Here is a 15819-nt window from a genome sequence, read left to right as displayed (position 1 = left end):
CCGGGCCCGTCCTTCCCGGGGCGGCCCGCCCACGGCGGGGGCGGACCCGGTCCGACCGCCCTCGCGCCACGGCCGCCTGCTGTTAGCTTGCGGCCGTGGACCTCTTCTCTCTCTCCTGGTCGGCGTTGCGCGCCGCGGTCGCCGGGCTGCGCGACGAGGACTTCGGGCGCCCTTCCGGCTGCGCCGGCTGGCTCGTACGGGATCTGGTGTGCCATCTGGTCATCGACGCCCAGGACGTCCTGATCACCCTGGCCACCCCCGCCACCGCGGAACCGACGCGGGACGCGGTGACGTACTGGAACGTCGTCGACGCCCCGACGGGCGACGATCCGCTCGACGCGCTGACCGTCCGCCTGGCCGCCGCGTACCAGGAACCCTGGCTGCTCAAGTTCCATCTGGACGACGTCGGCTCCGCCGCGGGCCGGGCCGCCGGCCTCGCGGACCCGACGGCCCGGGTGGGCACACGCGCCGAGGTGCTCACCGCCGGCGACTACCTCGGCGCGTACGTGCTGGAGTGGACGCTGCACCACCTCGACCTGGGCGCGCACCTGCCGGACGTCCCGGGGCCGCCCGCCGAAGGGCTCGCCCGGTCACGGGAGATGCTGGAGCGGCTCGCGGGGACCGCCTTCCCGGCGTCCTTCACGGACCGGGACGCGCTCCTGGTCGGCACCGGACGGCGGGCACCGACCGAGGCCGAACGCGCGGCCCTGGGCGGGACGGCCGCGCGGCTCCCCTTCCCGGTCGGCTGAGCACCCCGCGGGACGCCCACGGGCACTGGAGACAGTGATCGACGGGGGTTACGTTGGTCCCGTACCGATCACCTCGCGGAGAGGACGCCATGCCCGCCGACGGCCCGTACGACATCCTGGACGACCGCTTCCGTACCGGGCGCTGCGCCAACGGGGACAGCAGGCTGGAGGTCCTCCACGACGACTGCCGCTGGGCCGAGGGCCCGCTGTACGTCCCCGCCTGGCGCCAGCTCGTCTGGAGCGACATCCCCAACGACCGCATCCTGCGCTGGGACGAGGCCACCGGCACGGTCGGCGTCTTCCGCGCCCCGGCCGGGCACAGCAACGGCAACACCCTGGACCGTCAGGGCCGCCTGGTCACCTGCGAACAGGGCAACCGCAGGGTCACCCGTACGGAGCCCGACGGGGCCGTGACCGTCCTCGCCGACCGCTACGACGGCAAGCGCCTCAACAGCCCGAACGACTCCGTCGTGCGCTCGGACGGCACCGTCTGGTTCTCCGACCCGGACTTCGGCATCACCAGCGACTACGAGGGGCACCGCGCCGAGTCGGAGATCGGCGCGTGCAACGTCTACCGGATCGACCCGGTGTCGGGCGAGGTCCACCTGGCCGCCGACGGTTTCGACGGCCCCAACGGCGTGATCCTCTCCCCCGACGAGAAGCGGCTGTACGTCTCGGACTCCCGGGCGGCCCGGATCCACGTGTTCGACGTCCACGAGGACGGCGCGCTCTCGGGCGGCAAGGTCTTCGCCGAGGCCCGGGGCGACGTGCGGTTCGACAACATCCGCTTCGACGACGAGGGCCGCCTGTGGGCCGCCGCGCTGGCCGACGGTGTCCACTGCTACGACCCCGACGGCACCCTCATCGGACGGCTGCGGGTGCCCGAGCCCGTGTCCAACATCGCCTTCGGCGGCCCCAAGAACAACCGTCTGTTCATCACGGCCACCACCTCCCTGTACTCGCTGGTGATGTCGGTGACGGGAGCACCGCGCCTGTGAGCGGCGCAAGGGGCCGAACCGGTGTGCGAGGCAAGGCCGTTGCGGCGTAGGTTGTGACGAAGCACCCATGCCTCGGCTGAAAGACGGACCGTACCCATGAGCGATCCCGTGACGACTCCCGGCCCCGCACCGCACCAGAAGATCGACACCTCGGTGCCGCACTCGGCCCGGATCTGGAACTACTGGCTGGGCGGGAAGGACAACTACCCGGTCGACGAGCAGGCGGGTGACGCGTACACCTCGGTCTTCCCCGGCATCGTCACCATCGCCCGCAGCAGCCGAGCCTTCCTGCGCCGCAACATCACGTATCTGGTCGCCGAGGCGGGTGTGAGGCAGTTCCTCGACATCGGGACCGGTCTGCCGACCGCCGACAACACCCACGAGGTCGCCCAGCGCATCGCACCCGAGTCCCGCATCGTCTACGTGGACAACGATCCGATGGTCCTCGCGCACGCCCGCGCGCTGCTCTACTCCACGCCCGAGGGCGCGACGGCGTACATCGACTCCGACGTGCTCGACCCGGACAGCGTCCTGCGGGACGCCGCGAAGACGCTGGACTTCGACCGGCCCGTCGCGCTCATCCTCAGCAACATCCTGGGCCACGTCGCCGACTACGACCGGGCGCGTTCCATAGTCACCCGCTTGATGGACGCACTGCCGTCCGGCAGCTACCTCTCCGTCAACGACGGCTCCCGGGGCGTCGATCCGGCGTTCGACGAGGCCCAGGACGGCTACAACGAGAGCGGCGCCGTCCCGTACAACCTGCGCACCGTGGAGGAGATCACGGCGTTCTTCGACGGGCTCGAGCTGGTGGAACCCGGGGTCGTCTCCGTCCCGCTCTGGCGTCCGGACGCCGACGCGCCCGCCCCGAAGCCCATCGCCGAGCACGGCGGCCTGGCCCGCAAGCCGTAGGACCGACCGGGGCGCGGACGCCCCGCACGTGAGGAGCACGGATGACCGAGTGGACACTGCCCGAGACCTTCGCCGGCAGTACCGGGTCCGTCCGGTGGAACCGGCTGGGCGAGCCGGGCCGGCCGCCGCTGGTCCTGCTGCACGGCACGCCGTTCTCCTCGTACGTCTGGCGCGCGGTGGCCCGTTCGCTGGCGCGGGACCACCAGGTGTTCGTCTGGGACATGCCGGGTTACGGGATGTCCCAGATGTCCGCCGGTCAGGACGTGTCCCTGGCCGCGCAGGGCCGGGTCTTCACCGAACTGCTGGCCCACTGGGGCCTGACGGAGCCCGTGGTGGTCGCCCACGACTTCGGCGGTGCGGTGGCGCTCCGCGCCCACCTGCTGCACGGCGCCGCCTACCGGGCCCTGGCCCTGGTCGACCCGGTGGCGCTGGCCCCTTGGGGCTCGCCCTTCTTCCGGCTGGTGCGCGAACACGCGGAGGTCTTCGAGCGGCTGCCGCCGGCGCTGCACGGCGCTCTGGTCCGTGAGTACGTGGGGTCGGCGAGCAGCCCGGGGCTGCACCCGGCGGTGCTGGAGCGGCTGGTACGGCCGTGGCTCGGCGAGCGGGGCCAGGCCGCCTTCTACCGGCAGATCGCCCAGGCCGACCAGCGCCACACCGACGAGATCCAGGACCGCTATCCCGCCATCGGCGTACCGACGCTGGTCTGCTGGGGTGAGGACGACGCCTGGATCCCGGTGGCCAAGGGACGCGAACTCGCGGCGGCCGTCCCCGGCGCCCGCTGGGAGCCGGTCCCCGGCGCCGGTCACCTCGTCCAGGAGGACGCGCCCGCGGAGCTGACCGCCGCGCTGCTGGGCTTCCTGCGGCGGCTCGCCTGACGGCGGTGTGACGACGCCCGAGGGACCCGGGGGCGTGTGACCGCGCGCGGGGCCGCGCGCGCTGCTCGTGCCCACGGAGACGGCACGGTGCCCGGGAACCGAACGGTTCCCGGGCACCGTGTCTCGTCCGACCGGTCTACCGGTCAGGCGGGGGTGATGTTCTCCGCCTGCGGGCCCTTCTGGCCCTGGGTGATGTCGAAGGTGACGGCCTGGCCTTCCTGCAGCTCGCGGTAGCCGGTGGCGTTGATGTTGGAGTAGTGCGCGAAGACGTCGGGGCCGCCGCCGTCCTGCGCGATGAAGCCGAAGCCCTTTTCGGAGTTGAACCACTTGACGGTTCCGCTGGCCATGCCTTTTGCCTTTCAGCCGATATCGGATCCGCACCGTGCGAACCCGGAGGTGGTCGTCCTGGTCCTCCGGCATTGCACAGCAAACCGCCCGCACTCCGGCGCGGGCGGTCTGGGCGAACCACGACATCTGCTGCTGACGCTACACGGCATGTCCGAGCCCCACCAGTGAGTAAGGGGTCCGAGCGGCAACGATGTTGCCTCCTGGGCCATACGGGGGAGACGGCGAGGCGGGCGCACAACCCGGTTCCGTTAGTGGTGAAGCAATGAGTAGTCCACCCACGGAGTCGGAGAACGATATGACCGTCAGAAGAGCGCTGGCCCTGGTGATCGGCGCCGTGCTGTGCACCGGCGTGCTGGGGACCGGGTGCGCCCAGCAGCCGTCGGGGCTCTCCTCCGGGGACGCGCAGCCGCCCGCCGCGTCCGCGTCGTCCCCGGCGGCCGAGGCGGCCCGTACGTCCCCGCAGGCCGGTCCCCCGCGTTCGTTCCCCCGGCCCCTGCCGGGGATCGGGCCGGCCATGCGGGCCCGGCTCCCCGACGGCTCCCGGCAGGCGCTGGTGGTCACCGGGGCCACCGAGACGTCGAACCGGGCGGAGGTGGTGCTGTACGAGCGGTACCCCGCCGAGGGTTGGCGTGCCGTCGCCGGTCCCTGGCCCGCGCACAACGGGCTGCGCGGCTGGACCGACGACCACGAGGCGGGTGACCTGCGCACTCCCGTCGGGGTGTTCGGCCTGAGCGACGCCGGGGGCCGGCTGCCCGACCCGGGCGCCCTGCTCCCCTACGACCAGGATCCCGAGTTCGCCGTGTCGGGCACCGGACACCTCGGGGAGCCGCTGGAGGGCTCGTTCGACTACGTGATCGCCATCGACTACAACCGGGTGCCCGGCACCACTCCGCTGGACAAGACCCGCCCTCTGGGTGAGGACAAGGGCGGCGGCGTCTGGATCCACGTCGACCACGAAGGACCGACCAACGCCTGCGTGTCGCTGAGCGAGGACCACATGCGCGCGCTGCTCACCGCCCTGGACCCGGAGAAGGAGCCGGTCGTGGTCATGGGACCGGAGCCGGTGCTGGCGCGGTAGGGCGCCGCCCGGCGCGGGTCCGGCCACCGCCGGACGCTGAGCCGCGCCGGACGCCGACACCGCTCCGGACGCCGCAACGGCGCCGTGGCCGACGGAGGTGGCCGACGGCCACGGCCGGCCGGCACAGCCGTGGCGGGAACCCGGCCGTCCGCCCCGGTTCAGCCCACGGGCGGCATGTCGGTGGGGGCCGAGTCGAGTCCGGGCCGGCGCTCACGCCAGCCGCCCCGGGTGAAGTCGGGGATCTCCACCGGGCGCCCGCCCCGGGCCAGCGACCGGACGCTCAGGGGCACGGGCGAGCACCAGGCCGCGGAGTCGTAGACGTCGATGTCCGGCACCAGCCCCGCCCGCATGCACTGGACGATCCGCCACTGCAGTACGTAGTCCATGCCGCCGTGGCCGCCGTTGTTGGCCGCGTCGTCGCCGACCTTCCGCCACAGCCAGTGGTCGTACTCCTTGCGGTAGCCCTCGAAGTCGCGCCAGGTGTGGCCGCTGTGGTCCGGTTCGACGTAGATCCGGGCGCCGGTCGGGGCGGGGCCGGCGTAGTCCTCGACGATGCCCCGGCTTCCCGCGAGGGTGTTGATCCGGCTGTAGGGGCGCGGGGAGCTGACGTCGTGCTCCGCGCGGATCGTCCGGCCCTTCGCCGTCTCGATCATGCAGGTGACCAGGTCCCCGTTGACGTACTCCTCCTTCCAGGACGGGTGGTCCCTCGGGACGAAGCGCGCACGGTAGTCGGCCAGGCCCCTCGGGGCGGTGGAGGTGGCGCTGAGGGTGGTCATGCGGTCGCCGCGGTTGACGTCCATGGCGGCCGCGATGGGCGCCAGGCCGTGCATGGGGTAGAACGACGCGGTGCTGCGGGTGTGCCACAGGCGCCGCCAGGAGTCGGTGTAGTAGGTGTCGGAGAAGAGGAGTTCGCGCAGGTCGTGCAGGTAGCCGCCGTGGCCGTTGGTGAGGTCGCCGAACAGGCCGTCGTGCGCGGCCTTGAGCATGGCCAGCTCGTTGCGTCCGTAGTTGCAGTTCTCGGACAGCAGCAGGTGCCTGCGGGTCTTCTCCGAGGTGTCGACCAGGTCCCACAGTTCGCGCAGTTCCGTCGCGATGGGGAGTTCCACCACGGCGTGGCGGCCGCTGAGCAGTGCCGCCCTGCCCTGCTCGTAGTGGAACTCCCAGGGAGTGGCGATGTAGACGAGGTCGATGTCGTCGCGCCCGAGCATCCGGGCGTAGGAGTCGGCGGAGCCGCCGTACTCGGCGGGCCGTGGGTGGCCCTTGCTCTGCAGGCGGTCGGCGGCGCGCCTGGCACGGTCGGCGCGGATGTCGCAGACGGCGGTCACGGTGCAGCCGGGCACGGCCGCCCACCCGGTGATCATGCCGCTGCCCCGGTTGCCGAGGCCGATGACGCCGACGCGGACGGTGCGGTGGGCGGCGAAGGGCACGCCGATCATCGATTTCTGGCCGCGTCCGCGGCGGGGGGCCGGTTCGGCGGCCGCCACGGACGGGGCGGCCGCGGTCATCCCGGCCGCGAGCGCGCCGGTGGCGACGGCACCGCCCAGGAGCAGTCGGCGTGAGACAGCGGGCGTTTCGGACATGACGGCAACACTCCTCGTGGCGGTGGCATCACGGCGGGGGCACTGTCGGGCGTTGTCGAGCACGGACGGGCACGGTCGAGCACGGTCGAGCGCGGTGGGGCACGGCGGAACACGGGGCGGGCACGGGAACAGCAGGGCGGAGCCCCGGCGGACCGCGTCGAAGTCGCACCGTCGATCCGCCGGTCCGTCGAACGCTTTCGGGGCATGACTCTGCGGCCTCTGCCGTTACATGTCAATACGTGCTCGATACAAAGCCGTTCCGAGCATTTCCACGCACCCGGGTGGGGGCGGTGTGCGGTCCGGCGGCTGTGGTGCGGCGGTCAGAACAGCCGTTCCTGGGCGGGCGCGGGCCGCTTGCGCCGGCTGCGGCGCGGGGTGCCGCGCGGGGGCGCGGTCTCGCCGAACAGGGGCGCGGTGCCGTACTCGTCCGGTTCGGCGGGCACGGCCGCGGGCCCGGTGCCCACGTTGAGGACCAGCGGCGCCTCCCGGTCGAAGTCTCCGGGGGTCATCGCCACCCACTCACGCTCCTGCCGCTCCTCCACGCGCCGACACCTCCCTCGCTCCGCCCGCCGCGACCACGCGACGCTACCAGCACCCGGCCGGCCCCGTGATCACGGCTCCCGCCCGGTACGACCGCCGCGGACGCCGTCCCTCCCGCCGGGCGGTCACCCGACCGGCGGACGACGGCGGCCCGAGGTCGCGGCCCGCCGGGACGGCGCGCTGCGCGGCGGCCCGTGCGGGGCACACACTGAGGACATGGGTTCCCTCGATCCGGCGACAGTAGCGCGACGATTCCCGGACGGACCGGTGAGCGTGGCGTCGGCCCGCAGGTTCGTGCGCGCCGCGCTGGAGGACGTCGCCTCCGAGTTGGTGGACACGGCCCAGCTCCTGGTCAGCGAGCTGGTCACCAACGCGGTGCTGCACGCGCGCACGGAGGCCGAGGTGACGGTGTCCCGCCTCGACGGCCGGGTGCGGGTGCGCGTCGCCGACCGGCGGCCCGGTCGCTCGCTGGTGCGGCAGAACTGCCCGCCGTACGCCGGCACCGGTCAAGGGCTGGCGCTGGTGGAGCAGTTGGCGTCCCGCTACGGCGTCGACATCGGCGACGAGGGCAAGGCGGTGTGGTTCGAACTGTGGCCGGACGGTCCGCCCCCGCCGTCGTCCGGGTGGGGGACCGCGGCGGCGTCGTGTCCGGCCGAGCGGACGGTGACGCTCGTCGACGTACCGAGCGCCCTGGAGTCGGCCTGCCGGCAGCACCGGCACGCCGTCCTGCGGGAACTGACCCTGGCGGCGTCCGCAGGCGGTCCCGCTCAGGTGCCGCCCGAGGACCTGGCCGCCGCCAACGACGTCAACAACGTGATCAGCGCCTGTGTGACGGCCGCGTCCCGGGACCCGCTGCCCGACTCCGGTCTGCGTTCCCTGCTCCTGCCGCTGCCGGCCGACGCGGCACCCGCCGTCCGGGCGCTGCGCCGCACCCTCGGTGTGGCCGAGGAGGCGGCGCGTGGGGAGCGGCTGCTCACCCTGCCCGCCCTGCCGCGTTCCCGGGCGTTCCAGGACTGGTTCTTCGACCAGATCGTCGAGCAGTTGGACGGGGGTGGGCCCACCGCGTGGACCGTGATGCCCCGCGATCCGGAGGTCAGCTCCGACGAACTGGTCCCGTGGGACCCCGGTCAGGTGCGCACCAGCCGTATGCCGACCATCGCCGCCGACGACGGCAACCGGATCATCGCGGCGAACGGGCCGGCGGCGGAGCTGCTGGGCTGGTCACCGGACGATCTGGTGGGGCGCCGTCTGACCACGCTCATCCCCGAGCACCTGCGCCGTCGGCACACGGCGGCGTTCAGCACCATGCTGCTGACGGGCCGCACCCGCATCGTGGGCCGCTCCGTGCCGCTTCCGGCCCGGCACCGTGACGGCGGCGTGGTTCCGGTGCGGCTGTTCATCCAGACGCAGGAGACGGCCGACGGCCGCACCGTGTTCGTCGCCCAGCTGGCACCGCGGGCGACCACGGCCCCGGAGGTGCCGAGGACGGTCGGCAGCGCCCGTGACGCGGCCCGGTCGGCCGCCGGGGAGGCTCCCGCGAGGGTCCCCGCGGGCGGCCCGTCGGCGGAGGGCGACGCCGACACCGCCATGTCGGCCCTGGACCGCCTCTCCCTCCTGGCCGAACTGGGGTCACGGTTCAGCGACGCCCTGGACCTGGACGAGGGGCTGCGGCGTGCCGGGCACCTGCTGACGCGGCGGCTGGCCGACTGGTGCGTGCTCGACCTGTTCACCGAGCACGACCAGGTGGACCGGGCCTGTGTCGTCCACCGCGACCCCCGCGGGCTGCGCCCCACCGCGTACGAGGGCCTGCTCCCGGCCGTCTCCGAGGAGTCGCGCGGTCCGCTCGCCCGGGTGCTGCGCGGCGCGGGTCCGCTGCTGCTCACCGAGGCACCGCCGCCCGACCAGGCCGACAACGCGCTGGACCGCGACTACCGCGCCCTGTTCCACGGGCTGGGCGCGGGCAGCGCCGTGGTCGCTCCGTTGCGGGCCCGGCGCAAGATCTTCGGTGCCCTGACCCTCGCCCGCGCGACCGGCCGGCGGCCCTTCACCGAGGAGGACCTGCCGCTCGTCGACGACCTGGTGCACAGTCTCGCGCTCGGGGTGGACAACGCCCGTCTGTACCAGGACACCCGCTCCATCGCCGAGCGGCTGCAGCGCTCCCTGCTGCCGGTGCTCCCCCGGGTCGAGGGGCTGGAGCTGGCCGCCCGCTACGCCGCCTCCTCGACCACCGCTCAGGTCGGCGGGGACTGGTACGACAGTTTCGTCGTGTCCGGCGGGGACACCGCCCTGGTCATCGGCGACGTCACGGGGCACAACCTCGACGCGGCCATCGCCATGAGCCAGTTGCGCAGCATGCTCCGCGGTATCGCGGTGGACCGCGAGGAGCCGCCCGCGGAGGTCCTGCGCCGCCTGGACCTGGCCAACCACAGCCTGCACCGGGAGGCCACCGCCACCTGCGTCTACGGCCTGCTCAAGGGCCGCGCGCCGGGTCCCTGGGAGCTGCGGCACTCCTCGGCCGGTCATCTGCCGCCGCTGCTGACCACGGCCGAGGGCGAGACCCGCTATCTGGACGAGGGTGCGGGTCTGCTCCTCGGCATGGACCCGGACATGCCCCGCCGCACGGCACGCCATCGGCTGCCGGCCGGCTCGACGCTGCTGCTGTACACGGACGGTCTCGTCGAACGCCGGGACGAACCGCTGGACGAGGCCCTGGACCGGTTGCGACGGCACGCCGCCGACCTGGCGCGCGAGTCCCTGGACACCTTCTGCGACGAGTTGATGATCGGTCTGGGGGCGGACAGCGAGGACGACATCGCCCTCCTCGCCGTCCGTCCCTCGTGACCGCGCCCGCCGGGCGTCAGTCCGTACGGTGCCCCGCGAGCAGGTCCGCGATCCGCTCGTGCAGCTCCTCGGGCACCCGGATGCCCCAGCGGCCGGCGGCCTCGGCGCCCAGCTCCCGGCTCCACCGCCAGCTGTCGCGGGCCGCGGTGCGCAGCTCGTCCTCGCGGGCGGCGGCGGTGGTGGCGGTGTAGCGGTCGACGTCGGCGGCGGGCAGGTCCTTCTCCAGGGCCCGGCTGGGGGTCAGCCAGTGGGCGGTGGAGCCGCGCAGCAGCCGGCACAGCTTGAGCTGGAGCGGGCCGACGACGGCGTGCAACAGGGTGTGGGCGCGGGCCACTTCGCCCCGGGCCAGGACGTGGGCCAGCATCAGCGTCCAGTTGGCCAGTTCGTCGCAGAGCTGCTGCGCGGTGGCGGCGGGCTCGGGCGGACGGAACTCCGCCAGGCGGCGGGCGGCCCGGGTGAGGCGGCCGGTGCGGTCCAGGAGGACGGCGGCCTCGGGGCGGGGCAGGTGGACCATGCCCTCCCAGGTCGGGACCTCCTCGATGCCCTGGCCGGCCGGGGTGATGTGGAACTCTCCGCGCATCAGGTCGTCGAAGACGACCGCGAGGATGCCGTACATGTTGGTGTACGCCAGCTCCAGCGGGGCGAGCTGTCCGAGGAACGCCCGGGCGTCGAAGTCGTCCAGGTGCTTGTCCTCGACGTACAGGTACGCCTCGATGTCGGAGTGGGCGTCGGCCTCGCCGACCGTCCAGGAGCCGTAGAGGAGGACTCCTTCGAGACGGGGTTCCGACTCGGCCAGCCGGCGCAGGCGGGCGATGCGGTCGTCCAGGGCCGGGGAGGCGGAGGACACGGGGCGAACGGACATGGGTGACTGTCTCCTGAGTGAGCGCGCGGGCACGAGGGATCGACGCCCGGCAGGTGCGGGGCGGATGGCTGCGGACCGTGCGGTCGGTTCAGGAGACGCCCATGACGGGGAGTCTACGCGACGCTCGTGGATCACGGGGTGACGATCGGGAACCGGGGGTCGGGGCGTTCCATGAGGCCGCCCAGGGTGGTGAGCGCGGTGAGGTCGCCGTCCGGGACCATCAGGCCGGCCGCGACGGCGGCGGGGAACGTGGTCGTGCGGCCGACGACGGCGTCGAGCGTGGCGCGGGCCAGGCGCAGGGTCAGGTGCGGCTTCTCGCCGCGCGGGGCGTCGCCGGGCATCGGGATGAGCGCGCCGTTGGACAGCAGCAGCGTCCAGACCTCGGCGGGGGCGTCCGGTGTGCCGTCGGTGATCTCCCAGCGCAGCAGGAGGCGTCCGGCCGCGGCGGCGCGCGGGCCGTCGATCCGTACGGCCATGGACTGGAAGATCTGCTCCACGGTCAGCGCGGCGGCCATGCCGGACCCGCCGCGGCCCGGGGCGCCGAGGACTCCCCCGCGCAGTTCGGCGGCGCCGGTGAGGTAGAAGTTGCGCCAGGGGCCGCACTCGGCGCCGTGGCCGAGCCGTTCGAAGGTGTCGGCCTGGAGGGCGCGGGCCTCGGCGTGTCCGGGCTCGGCGAACAGGACGTGGTTCAGCACCTCGGCGACCCAGCGCAGGTCCCCGCGGTCGTAGGAGAGGCGTGCCTTGGCGACCACGGCGTCGGCGCCGCCCATGAACTCGGTGTAGCGGACGGCGGCTTCGCGGGGCGGGTGCTGCCACAGGTGCGCGGGGTTGCCGTCGAACCAGCCCATGTAGCGCTGGTAGACGGCCTTGGCGTTGTGGCTGAGGGAGCCGTAGTGGCCGCCGATGTGGGTGCGTTGTTCCAGCGCGGGCGGGAAGCGCAGTTCCTCGGCGATCTCGGCGCCGGTGTGTCCGGCGTTGATGAGGCGTACGCACTGGTCGTGGAGGTAGGCGTAGGCGTCGCGCTGCTCCTCCAGGAAGCGCACGGCGCGGTCCTGGCCCCAGGTGGGCCAGTGGTGGGAGGCGAAGACCACGTCGGTGGTGTCGGCGAACAGGCGCAGGGTCTCGGTGAGGTAGCGGGCCCAGGCGCTGGGGTCGCGGACCAGGGCGCCGCGCAGGGTGAGGACGTTGTGCAGGGTGTGGCAGGCGTTCTCCGCCACGCACAGCAGCCGCAGGTCGGGGAAGTGGATGTTCATCTCCGCCGGGGCCTCGGTGCCCGGGGTGAGCTGGAAGACCATCCGGACGCCGTCGACGGTCTCGGTCTGGCCGGTGGCGCGGACGTCGAGGTTGGGGGCGATGAGACCGACGCTGCCCAGGGACGTGGTCTGGCCGAGGCCGCAGCCGATCTGTCCCTCGGGTCCCTTGGGCAGGGCGGCGCCGTACATGTAGACGGAGCGGCGTGCCATGGCGGGGCCGGTGATGACGTTCTCGCCGGCGGCGTGTTCGAGGAAACCGGCGGGCGCGATGACCGGGAGCCGTCCGGCGGCGTCCTCGGGGTCGGCGACGCCGTGGACGCCGCCGAAGTGGTCGACGTGCGAGTGGGTGTAGAGGACGCCGGTGACGGGGCGGTCGCCGCGGTGTTCCCGGTAGAGGGCGAGTGCGGCGGCGGCCACCTCGGCGCTGATGAGGGGGTCGACGACGAGGACGCCGCGGTCGCCCTCGACGAAGGTGACGTTGGACAGGTCCAGGCCGCGCACCTGGTACACGCCCGGCACCACCTCGTACAGGCCCTGCCTGGCGGTCAGGCGGCTCTGTCGCCACAGGGACGGGTGCGCGGTGGGCGGGCAGTCGCCGTCCAGGAACGCGTAGGCGTCGGCGTCCCAGACGGTGCGGCCCTCGGCGTCGCACACCACGCCGGGGCTGAGCCGGGCGATGAAGCCCCGGTCGGCGTCGGCGAAGTCCTGGTCGTCCTCGGGGAGGTGGGCGGGGGTGGTGCCGGGCATGGATGCTTCCTCGGTGGGGGTGAAGGCGGGGTGCGGGGCGGTCAGGCCAGGGTGGCGAGGCCCTTGGCGATGCCGTTGCGCTGGATCTCGGACGTGCCGGTCAGGACCCGGAACATGCGCATCTTGCGGAACAGGTACTCGATCTCGTGGCCCTGGGTCAGTCCGTCCTTGCCGTGGATCTGCACCGCCTCGTCGAGCAGGCGGAAGGCCGACTCGGCGACGAAGAGCTTGCACATGAACGCCTCGGTGCGCACGTCCTCGCCCCGGTCGAGGGCGGCCAGCGCGGCGTAGGTCATCGAGCGGGCCGCGTAGAGGTCGGCGGCCATGTCGGCGAGCTTGTGCTGGATGGCCTGGAGGGCGAGCAGGGGCTTGCCGTTGACCGTGCGGGTGAGGGCGCGGTCGCGGGTGAGGTGCAGTGCGCGGCGGGCGGCGCCGATCGCCGACGGGCAGTGCAGGAGGCGGTTGACGGTGACGCGGCCCAGGGCGATGCGCAGGCCCTTGCCCTCCTCGCCGAGGAGGTTGGCGGCGGGGACGCGGCAGTCGTCGAGGACGATGTCGCTCTCGATGTGCTCCCCGGACATGGGGGTGGCACCGTCGGTGACCCGGCAGCCGGGGCTGTCGAGGTCGACGAGGAAGGCGGAGTAGGACTCCTCCTCCGTGCCCGCCATGCGCGCCACCACGATGGCGAAGTCGGCGAAGGGGCCGGCGGAGCTGAACACCTTGTGACCGGTGAGGCGGTAGCCGTCGCCGTCCCGGACGGCGGTGGTGCGCATGGCCCGCACATCGGAGCCGGCGTCCGCCTCGGTGAGGGAGAAGCAGCAGGCGCGTTCGCCGCGGACCAGCGGCAGCAGATAGGTGTCGAGCTGGTGGGGGGTGGCGTGGCGCAGGATGTCGCCGGCGCGCAGCGGGCCGCCCATGTCGCCGAGGACACTGTGGCCGAGGACGCGGCCGGAGGCGGCGATCTCCTCCTTGAGCACGGCGAGTTCGGAGTAGGTCAGGGCCTGCCCGCCGTATTCCTCGGGGAGGTGGATGCCGTAGAAGCCGAGTGCGCGGCAGCGTTTCCAGACCGGCTCCAGATCGGCCCGGGAGAGGCGGGAGGTGTGGGTGATGCCGTTGTCGTGTTCGTACTGGGCGAGTTCACCGTCGAGGTATCCGCGCAGGCGCTCGACCAGGTCGGCCAAGCGCGGATCGTCGGGGACGGGGCGGAAGGAGAAGGTCATGGGGCGGGTCTCCGGGGGAGGTCGTGGTGCGGGGCGCCGGGGGGGGGGGGAGGTTGTGGTGCGGGGCGCCCGGGTCTCGGTGCGGGGCGCCGGGGTCGGGGGCTCGGCCCGGTTCAGTGCACGCGGCGGGTGGCGTGCGCCCAGTACGGTTCGCGGACGGCCTTGCGGTCGAGCTTGCCGTTGCGGTTGTGCGGGAGTTCGCCGACGAAGTCGACGGAGCGCGGCTTCTTGAAGCGGTCCAGGCGCCGGGCGCAGAAGTCGGCCAGTTCGTCGGCGGTGACCGGGGTGCCGGGGCGGGGGACTACGACGGCCTTGACCGCCTCGCCCCACTGCTCGTCCGGGACCCCGATCACGCAGGCCTCCTGGACGGCGGGGTGCTCGTACAGGACGGTCTCGACCTCGTTGCTGTAGATGTTGAAGCCACCCGAGATGATCATGTCCTTCTTGCGGTCGACGAGGAACAGGTAGCCGTCCTCGCGCATCCAGGCGAGGTCGCCGGTGTGCACCCAGCCGTCGCGGAAGGTCTGGGCGGAGAGTTCGGGCGCCCGCCAGTAGCGGCGGACGCAGTCGGGTCCGCGCACGATGATCTCGCCGACCTCACGGGGCGGGAGCGTGTTCCCCTGCTCGTCGACCACCCGGACCTCGGTGTCGTAGGCGGCCCGGCCGCAGGACTGGAGGAGTTCGGGGTCGTCGGTGACCGCGCGGGCGATGTCGGCGCCGGACATGCCGGCCACCACACTGGTGGTCTCGGCCAGACCGTAGCCCTGGGCCACCACCGGGCCGAACAGGGCGACGGCGTCGCGCAGTCGCCGCGGTGAGACGGGTGCCCCGCCGACGCGGACGCTGGTGAGGCTGGACAGGTCGCGGTCGGCGGCCCCGGGATGGGCGAGTACGGCGTTGAGCATCGCGGGTACCAGGAACGTGGCGGTGATGCGCTCGCGCTCCACGGTGTCCAGGAACGCCTGTGCGCTCCAGCCCGGCAGCACATGGGTGGTGGAGCCGCCGAAGACGCCGGCCAGCAGGACCATGCCGGTGGCGTGCGTGATGGGACCGCAGGCCAGGTAGCGGGTGTCCGGGCGGGGCCGTGACTCGTCGTTCATGAGGGTCTTGCGCATGTTGGCGAGCCGGTTGCCGAAGGTCTGCACCGCCGCCTTGAGCGAACCGGTGGAGCCGGAGGTGAAGTTGAGGACGGCGGGCGCGTCCTCGTCCGTCTCCACGGCCACGGGCTCGGTGCCGCCCTCGGCGAGCAGGCCGTCGTAGGAGACGGTCGTGGCCTGCGGCCCGTCGTCGGTCGCGGACGCGTCGAGGGCCACCGGGAGGCAGTCGGTGCCGGCCGCCGCCACGGCCGCCAGGGCGTCCTCGCGGTGCGCCTCGTCGAAGACGAGCACCCGCACGGGGGCGTCGCGCAGGATGTGCTCGATCTCCGCGCGGCCGAGCCGGGCGTTGACCGGCACCCGGATCAACCCGGCCTTGTACAGCGCGAATTCCACCTCCACCAGCTCACCGCGGTTCCAGGCGAGGGAGGCCACGGCGTCGTCGGGGCCGAGTCCGCGCCGGACCAGCGCGGAGGCCAGCCGGTTGGCGCGCTCCTCGAGGCGGGCGTAGGTCCAGGTGCGGTCGCCGCAGACCAGGGCGGGGTGCTCGGGCCAGTGACGGGCGCTGCGGGTGAGGTAGATGCCGAGGTTCAACGACGGGCTCCCATACGCGAACATGAACGGGCTGAATGTTTCCAGACAGATTGTTCGGTAACGCATCGCCTGTCAAGAGTCCGTAGACTGACTGCCGCTCGGACGGCGCGGACCCGCCGGGCCGGCAG

Annotated in this window: 13 protein-coding genes; 6 read left to right on the top strand and 7 right to left on the bottom strand. The window is 73.2% G+C overall.

What is annotated here, in order from left to right:
- The first annotated feature begins 95 nt into the window (after positions 1 to 95).
- The 4 genes from ACFZP7_RS32195 to ACFZP7_RS32180 all read left to right on the top strand — a co-directional run bounded on the left by ACFZP7_RS32195 (position 96) and on the right by ACFZP7_RS32180 (position 3534).
- Positions 96 to 749 carry a maleylpyruvate isomerase N-terminal domain-containing protein gene (locus ACFZP7_RS32195; protein WP_385637543.1) on the top strand — a complete coding sequence of 218 codons (654 nt, stop codon included), beginning with the start codon at positions 96 to 98 and terminating at the stop codon, positions 747 to 749.
- Positions 750 to 838: 89 nt separating this feature from the next.
- Complete coding sequence (locus ACFZP7_RS32190) at positions 839 to 1747, top strand: SMP-30/gluconolactonase/LRE family protein (RefSeq protein WP_385637540.1); 909 nt, start codon at positions 839 to 841, stop codon at positions 1745 to 1747.
- Between the two features lie 96 nt (positions 1748 to 1843).
- Positions 1844 to 2659: an SAM-dependent methyltransferase gene (locus ACFZP7_RS32185; RefSeq protein ID WP_031015151.1), complete on the top strand. Its 816-nt coding sequence runs from the start codon at positions 1844 to 1846 to the stop codon at positions 2657 to 2659.
- Positions 2660 to 2700: 41 nt separating this feature from the next.
- A complete protein-coding gene (locus tag ACFZP7_RS32180; protein WP_192339764.1) occupies positions 2701 to 3534 on the top strand; it encodes an alpha/beta fold hydrolase in 834 nt (277 codons plus the stop codon).
- Between the two features lie 143 nt (positions 3535 to 3677).
- Here the strand turns inward: ACFZP7_RS32180 and ACFZP7_RS32175 are convergent, their stop codons facing one another.
- Positions 3678 to 3881 (bottom strand): cold-shock protein, encoded by a 204-nt coding sequence (locus ACFZP7_RS32175; RefSeq protein ID WP_019330262.1) that lies wholly within the window; start codon positions 3879 to 3881, stop codon positions 3678 to 3680.
- Positions 3882 to 4177: 296 nt separating this feature from the next.
- Between ACFZP7_RS32175 and ACFZP7_RS32170 the strand changes: the two genes are divergently transcribed.
- Positions 4178 to 4960: a hypothetical protein gene (locus ACFZP7_RS32170; protein ID WP_385637537.1), complete on the top strand. Its 783-nt coding sequence runs from the start codon at positions 4178 to 4180 to the stop codon at positions 4958 to 4960.
- Positions 4961 to 5118: 158 nt separating this feature from the next.
- Here the strand turns inward: ACFZP7_RS32170 and ACFZP7_RS32165 are convergent, their stop codons facing one another.
- Together ACFZP7_RS32165 and ACFZP7_RS32160 are read right to left on the bottom strand one after the other, a co-directional pair.
- A complete protein-coding gene (locus tag ACFZP7_RS32165; protein ID WP_031015156.1) occupies positions 5119 to 6540 on the bottom strand; it encodes a Gfo/Idh/MocA family protein in 1422 nt (473 codons plus the stop codon).
- A 320-nt stretch (positions 6541 to 6860) separates the two neighbouring features.
- The gene (locus ACFZP7_RS32160) at positions 6861 to 7082 is read right to left on the bottom strand and encodes a hypothetical protein (RefSeq protein ID WP_030974049.1); all 222 of its coding nucleotides are present in this window, start codon (positions 7080 to 7082) and stop codon (positions 6861 to 6863) included.
- A 214-nt stretch (positions 7083 to 7296) separates the two neighbouring features.
- Here ACFZP7_RS32160 and ACFZP7_RS32155 point away from each other — a divergent pair, with 214 nt between their 5' ends.
- Entirely contained in the window at positions 7297 to 9921 is a 2625-nt protein-coding gene (locus ACFZP7_RS32155) for a SpoIIE family protein phosphatase (RefSeq protein ID WP_385637534.1), read from the top strand.
- Between the two features lie 16 nt (positions 9922 to 9937).
- Here the strand turns inward: ACFZP7_RS32155 and ACFZP7_RS32150 are convergent, their stop codons facing one another.
- From ACFZP7_RS32150 to ACFZP7_RS32135, 4 genes are all read right to left on the bottom strand, one after another.
- Positions 9938 to 10783, bottom strand: coding sequence for an aminoglycoside 6-adenylyltransferase (locus tag ACFZP7_RS32150; protein ID WP_031015161.1), 846 nt, complete (start codon positions 10781 to 10783; stop codon positions 9938 to 9940).
- A gap of 131 nt (positions 10784 to 10914) precedes the next feature.
- Entirely contained in the window at positions 10915 to 12783 is a 1869-nt protein-coding gene (locus tag ACFZP7_RS32145) for an alkyl/aryl-sulfatase (RefSeq protein ID WP_385637531.1), read from the bottom strand.
- 41 nt (positions 12784 to 12824) lie between these two features.
- Positions 12825 to 14003, bottom strand: coding sequence for an acyl-CoA dehydrogenase family protein (locus ACFZP7_RS32140; RefSeq protein WP_306693436.1), 1179 nt, complete (start codon positions 14001 to 14003; stop codon positions 12825 to 12827).
- Positions 14004 to 14116: 113 nt separating this feature from the next.
- On the bottom strand, positions 14117 to 15691 hold the full coding sequence (locus ACFZP7_RS32135) for a class I adenylate-forming enzyme family protein (protein WP_385637528.1): 1575 nt from the start codon (positions 15689 to 15691) through the stop codon (positions 14117 to 14119).
- Positions 15692 to 15819: the final 128 nt, after the last annotated feature.

It is taken from the genome of Streptomyces sp. SudanB5_2050, from assembly GCF_964272335.1.
GTDB lineage: Bacteria > Actinomycetota > Actinomycetes > Streptomycetales > Streptomycetaceae > Streptomyces > Streptomyces rochei.
This window is presented reverse-complemented; position numbering and strand designations above follow the sequence as displayed.

Excerpts from the sequence above, each read along its gene's own strand:
- ACFZP7_RS32190 (WP_385637540.1), top strand. The coding sequence starts at position 839 with ATGCCCGCCGACGGCCCGTACGACATCCTGGACGACCGCTTCCGTACC.
- ACFZP7_RS32185 (WP_031015151.1), top strand. The coding sequence starts at position 1,844 with ATGAGCGATCCCGTGACGACTCCCGGCCCCGCACCGCACCAGAAGATC.
- ACFZP7_RS32180 (WP_192339764.1), top strand. The coding sequence starts at position 2,701 with ATGACCGAGTGGACACTGCCCGAGACCTTCGCCGGCAGTACCGGGTCC.
- ACFZP7_RS32175 (WP_019330262.1), bottom strand. The coding sequence starts at position 3,881 with ATGGCCAGCGGAACCGTCAAGTGGTTCAACTCCGAAAAGGGCTTCGGC.
- ACFZP7_RS32170 (WP_385637537.1), top strand. The coding sequence starts at position 4,178 with ATGACCGTCAGAAGAGCGCTGGCCCTGGTGATCGGCGCCGTGCTGTGC.
- ACFZP7_RS32165 (WP_031015156.1), bottom strand. The coding sequence starts at position 6,540 with ATGTCCGAAACGCCCGCTGTCTCACGCCGACTGCTCCTGGGCGGTGCC.
- ACFZP7_RS32155 (WP_385637534.1), top strand. The coding sequence starts at position 7,297 with ATGGGTTCCCTCGATCCGGCGACAGTAGCGCGACGATTCCCGGACGGA.
- ACFZP7_RS32150 (WP_031015161.1), bottom strand. The coding sequence starts at position 10,783 with ATGTCCGTTCGCCCCGTGTCCTCCGCCTCCCCGGCCCTGGACGACCGC.
- ACFZP7_RS32145 (WP_385637531.1), bottom strand. The coding sequence starts at position 12,783 with ATGCCCGGCACCACCCCCGCCCACCTCCCCGAGGACGACCAGGACTTC.
- ACFZP7_RS32140 (WP_306693436.1), bottom strand. The coding sequence starts at position 14,003 with ATGACCTTCTCCTTCCGCCCCGTCCCCGACGATCCGCGCTTGGCCGAC.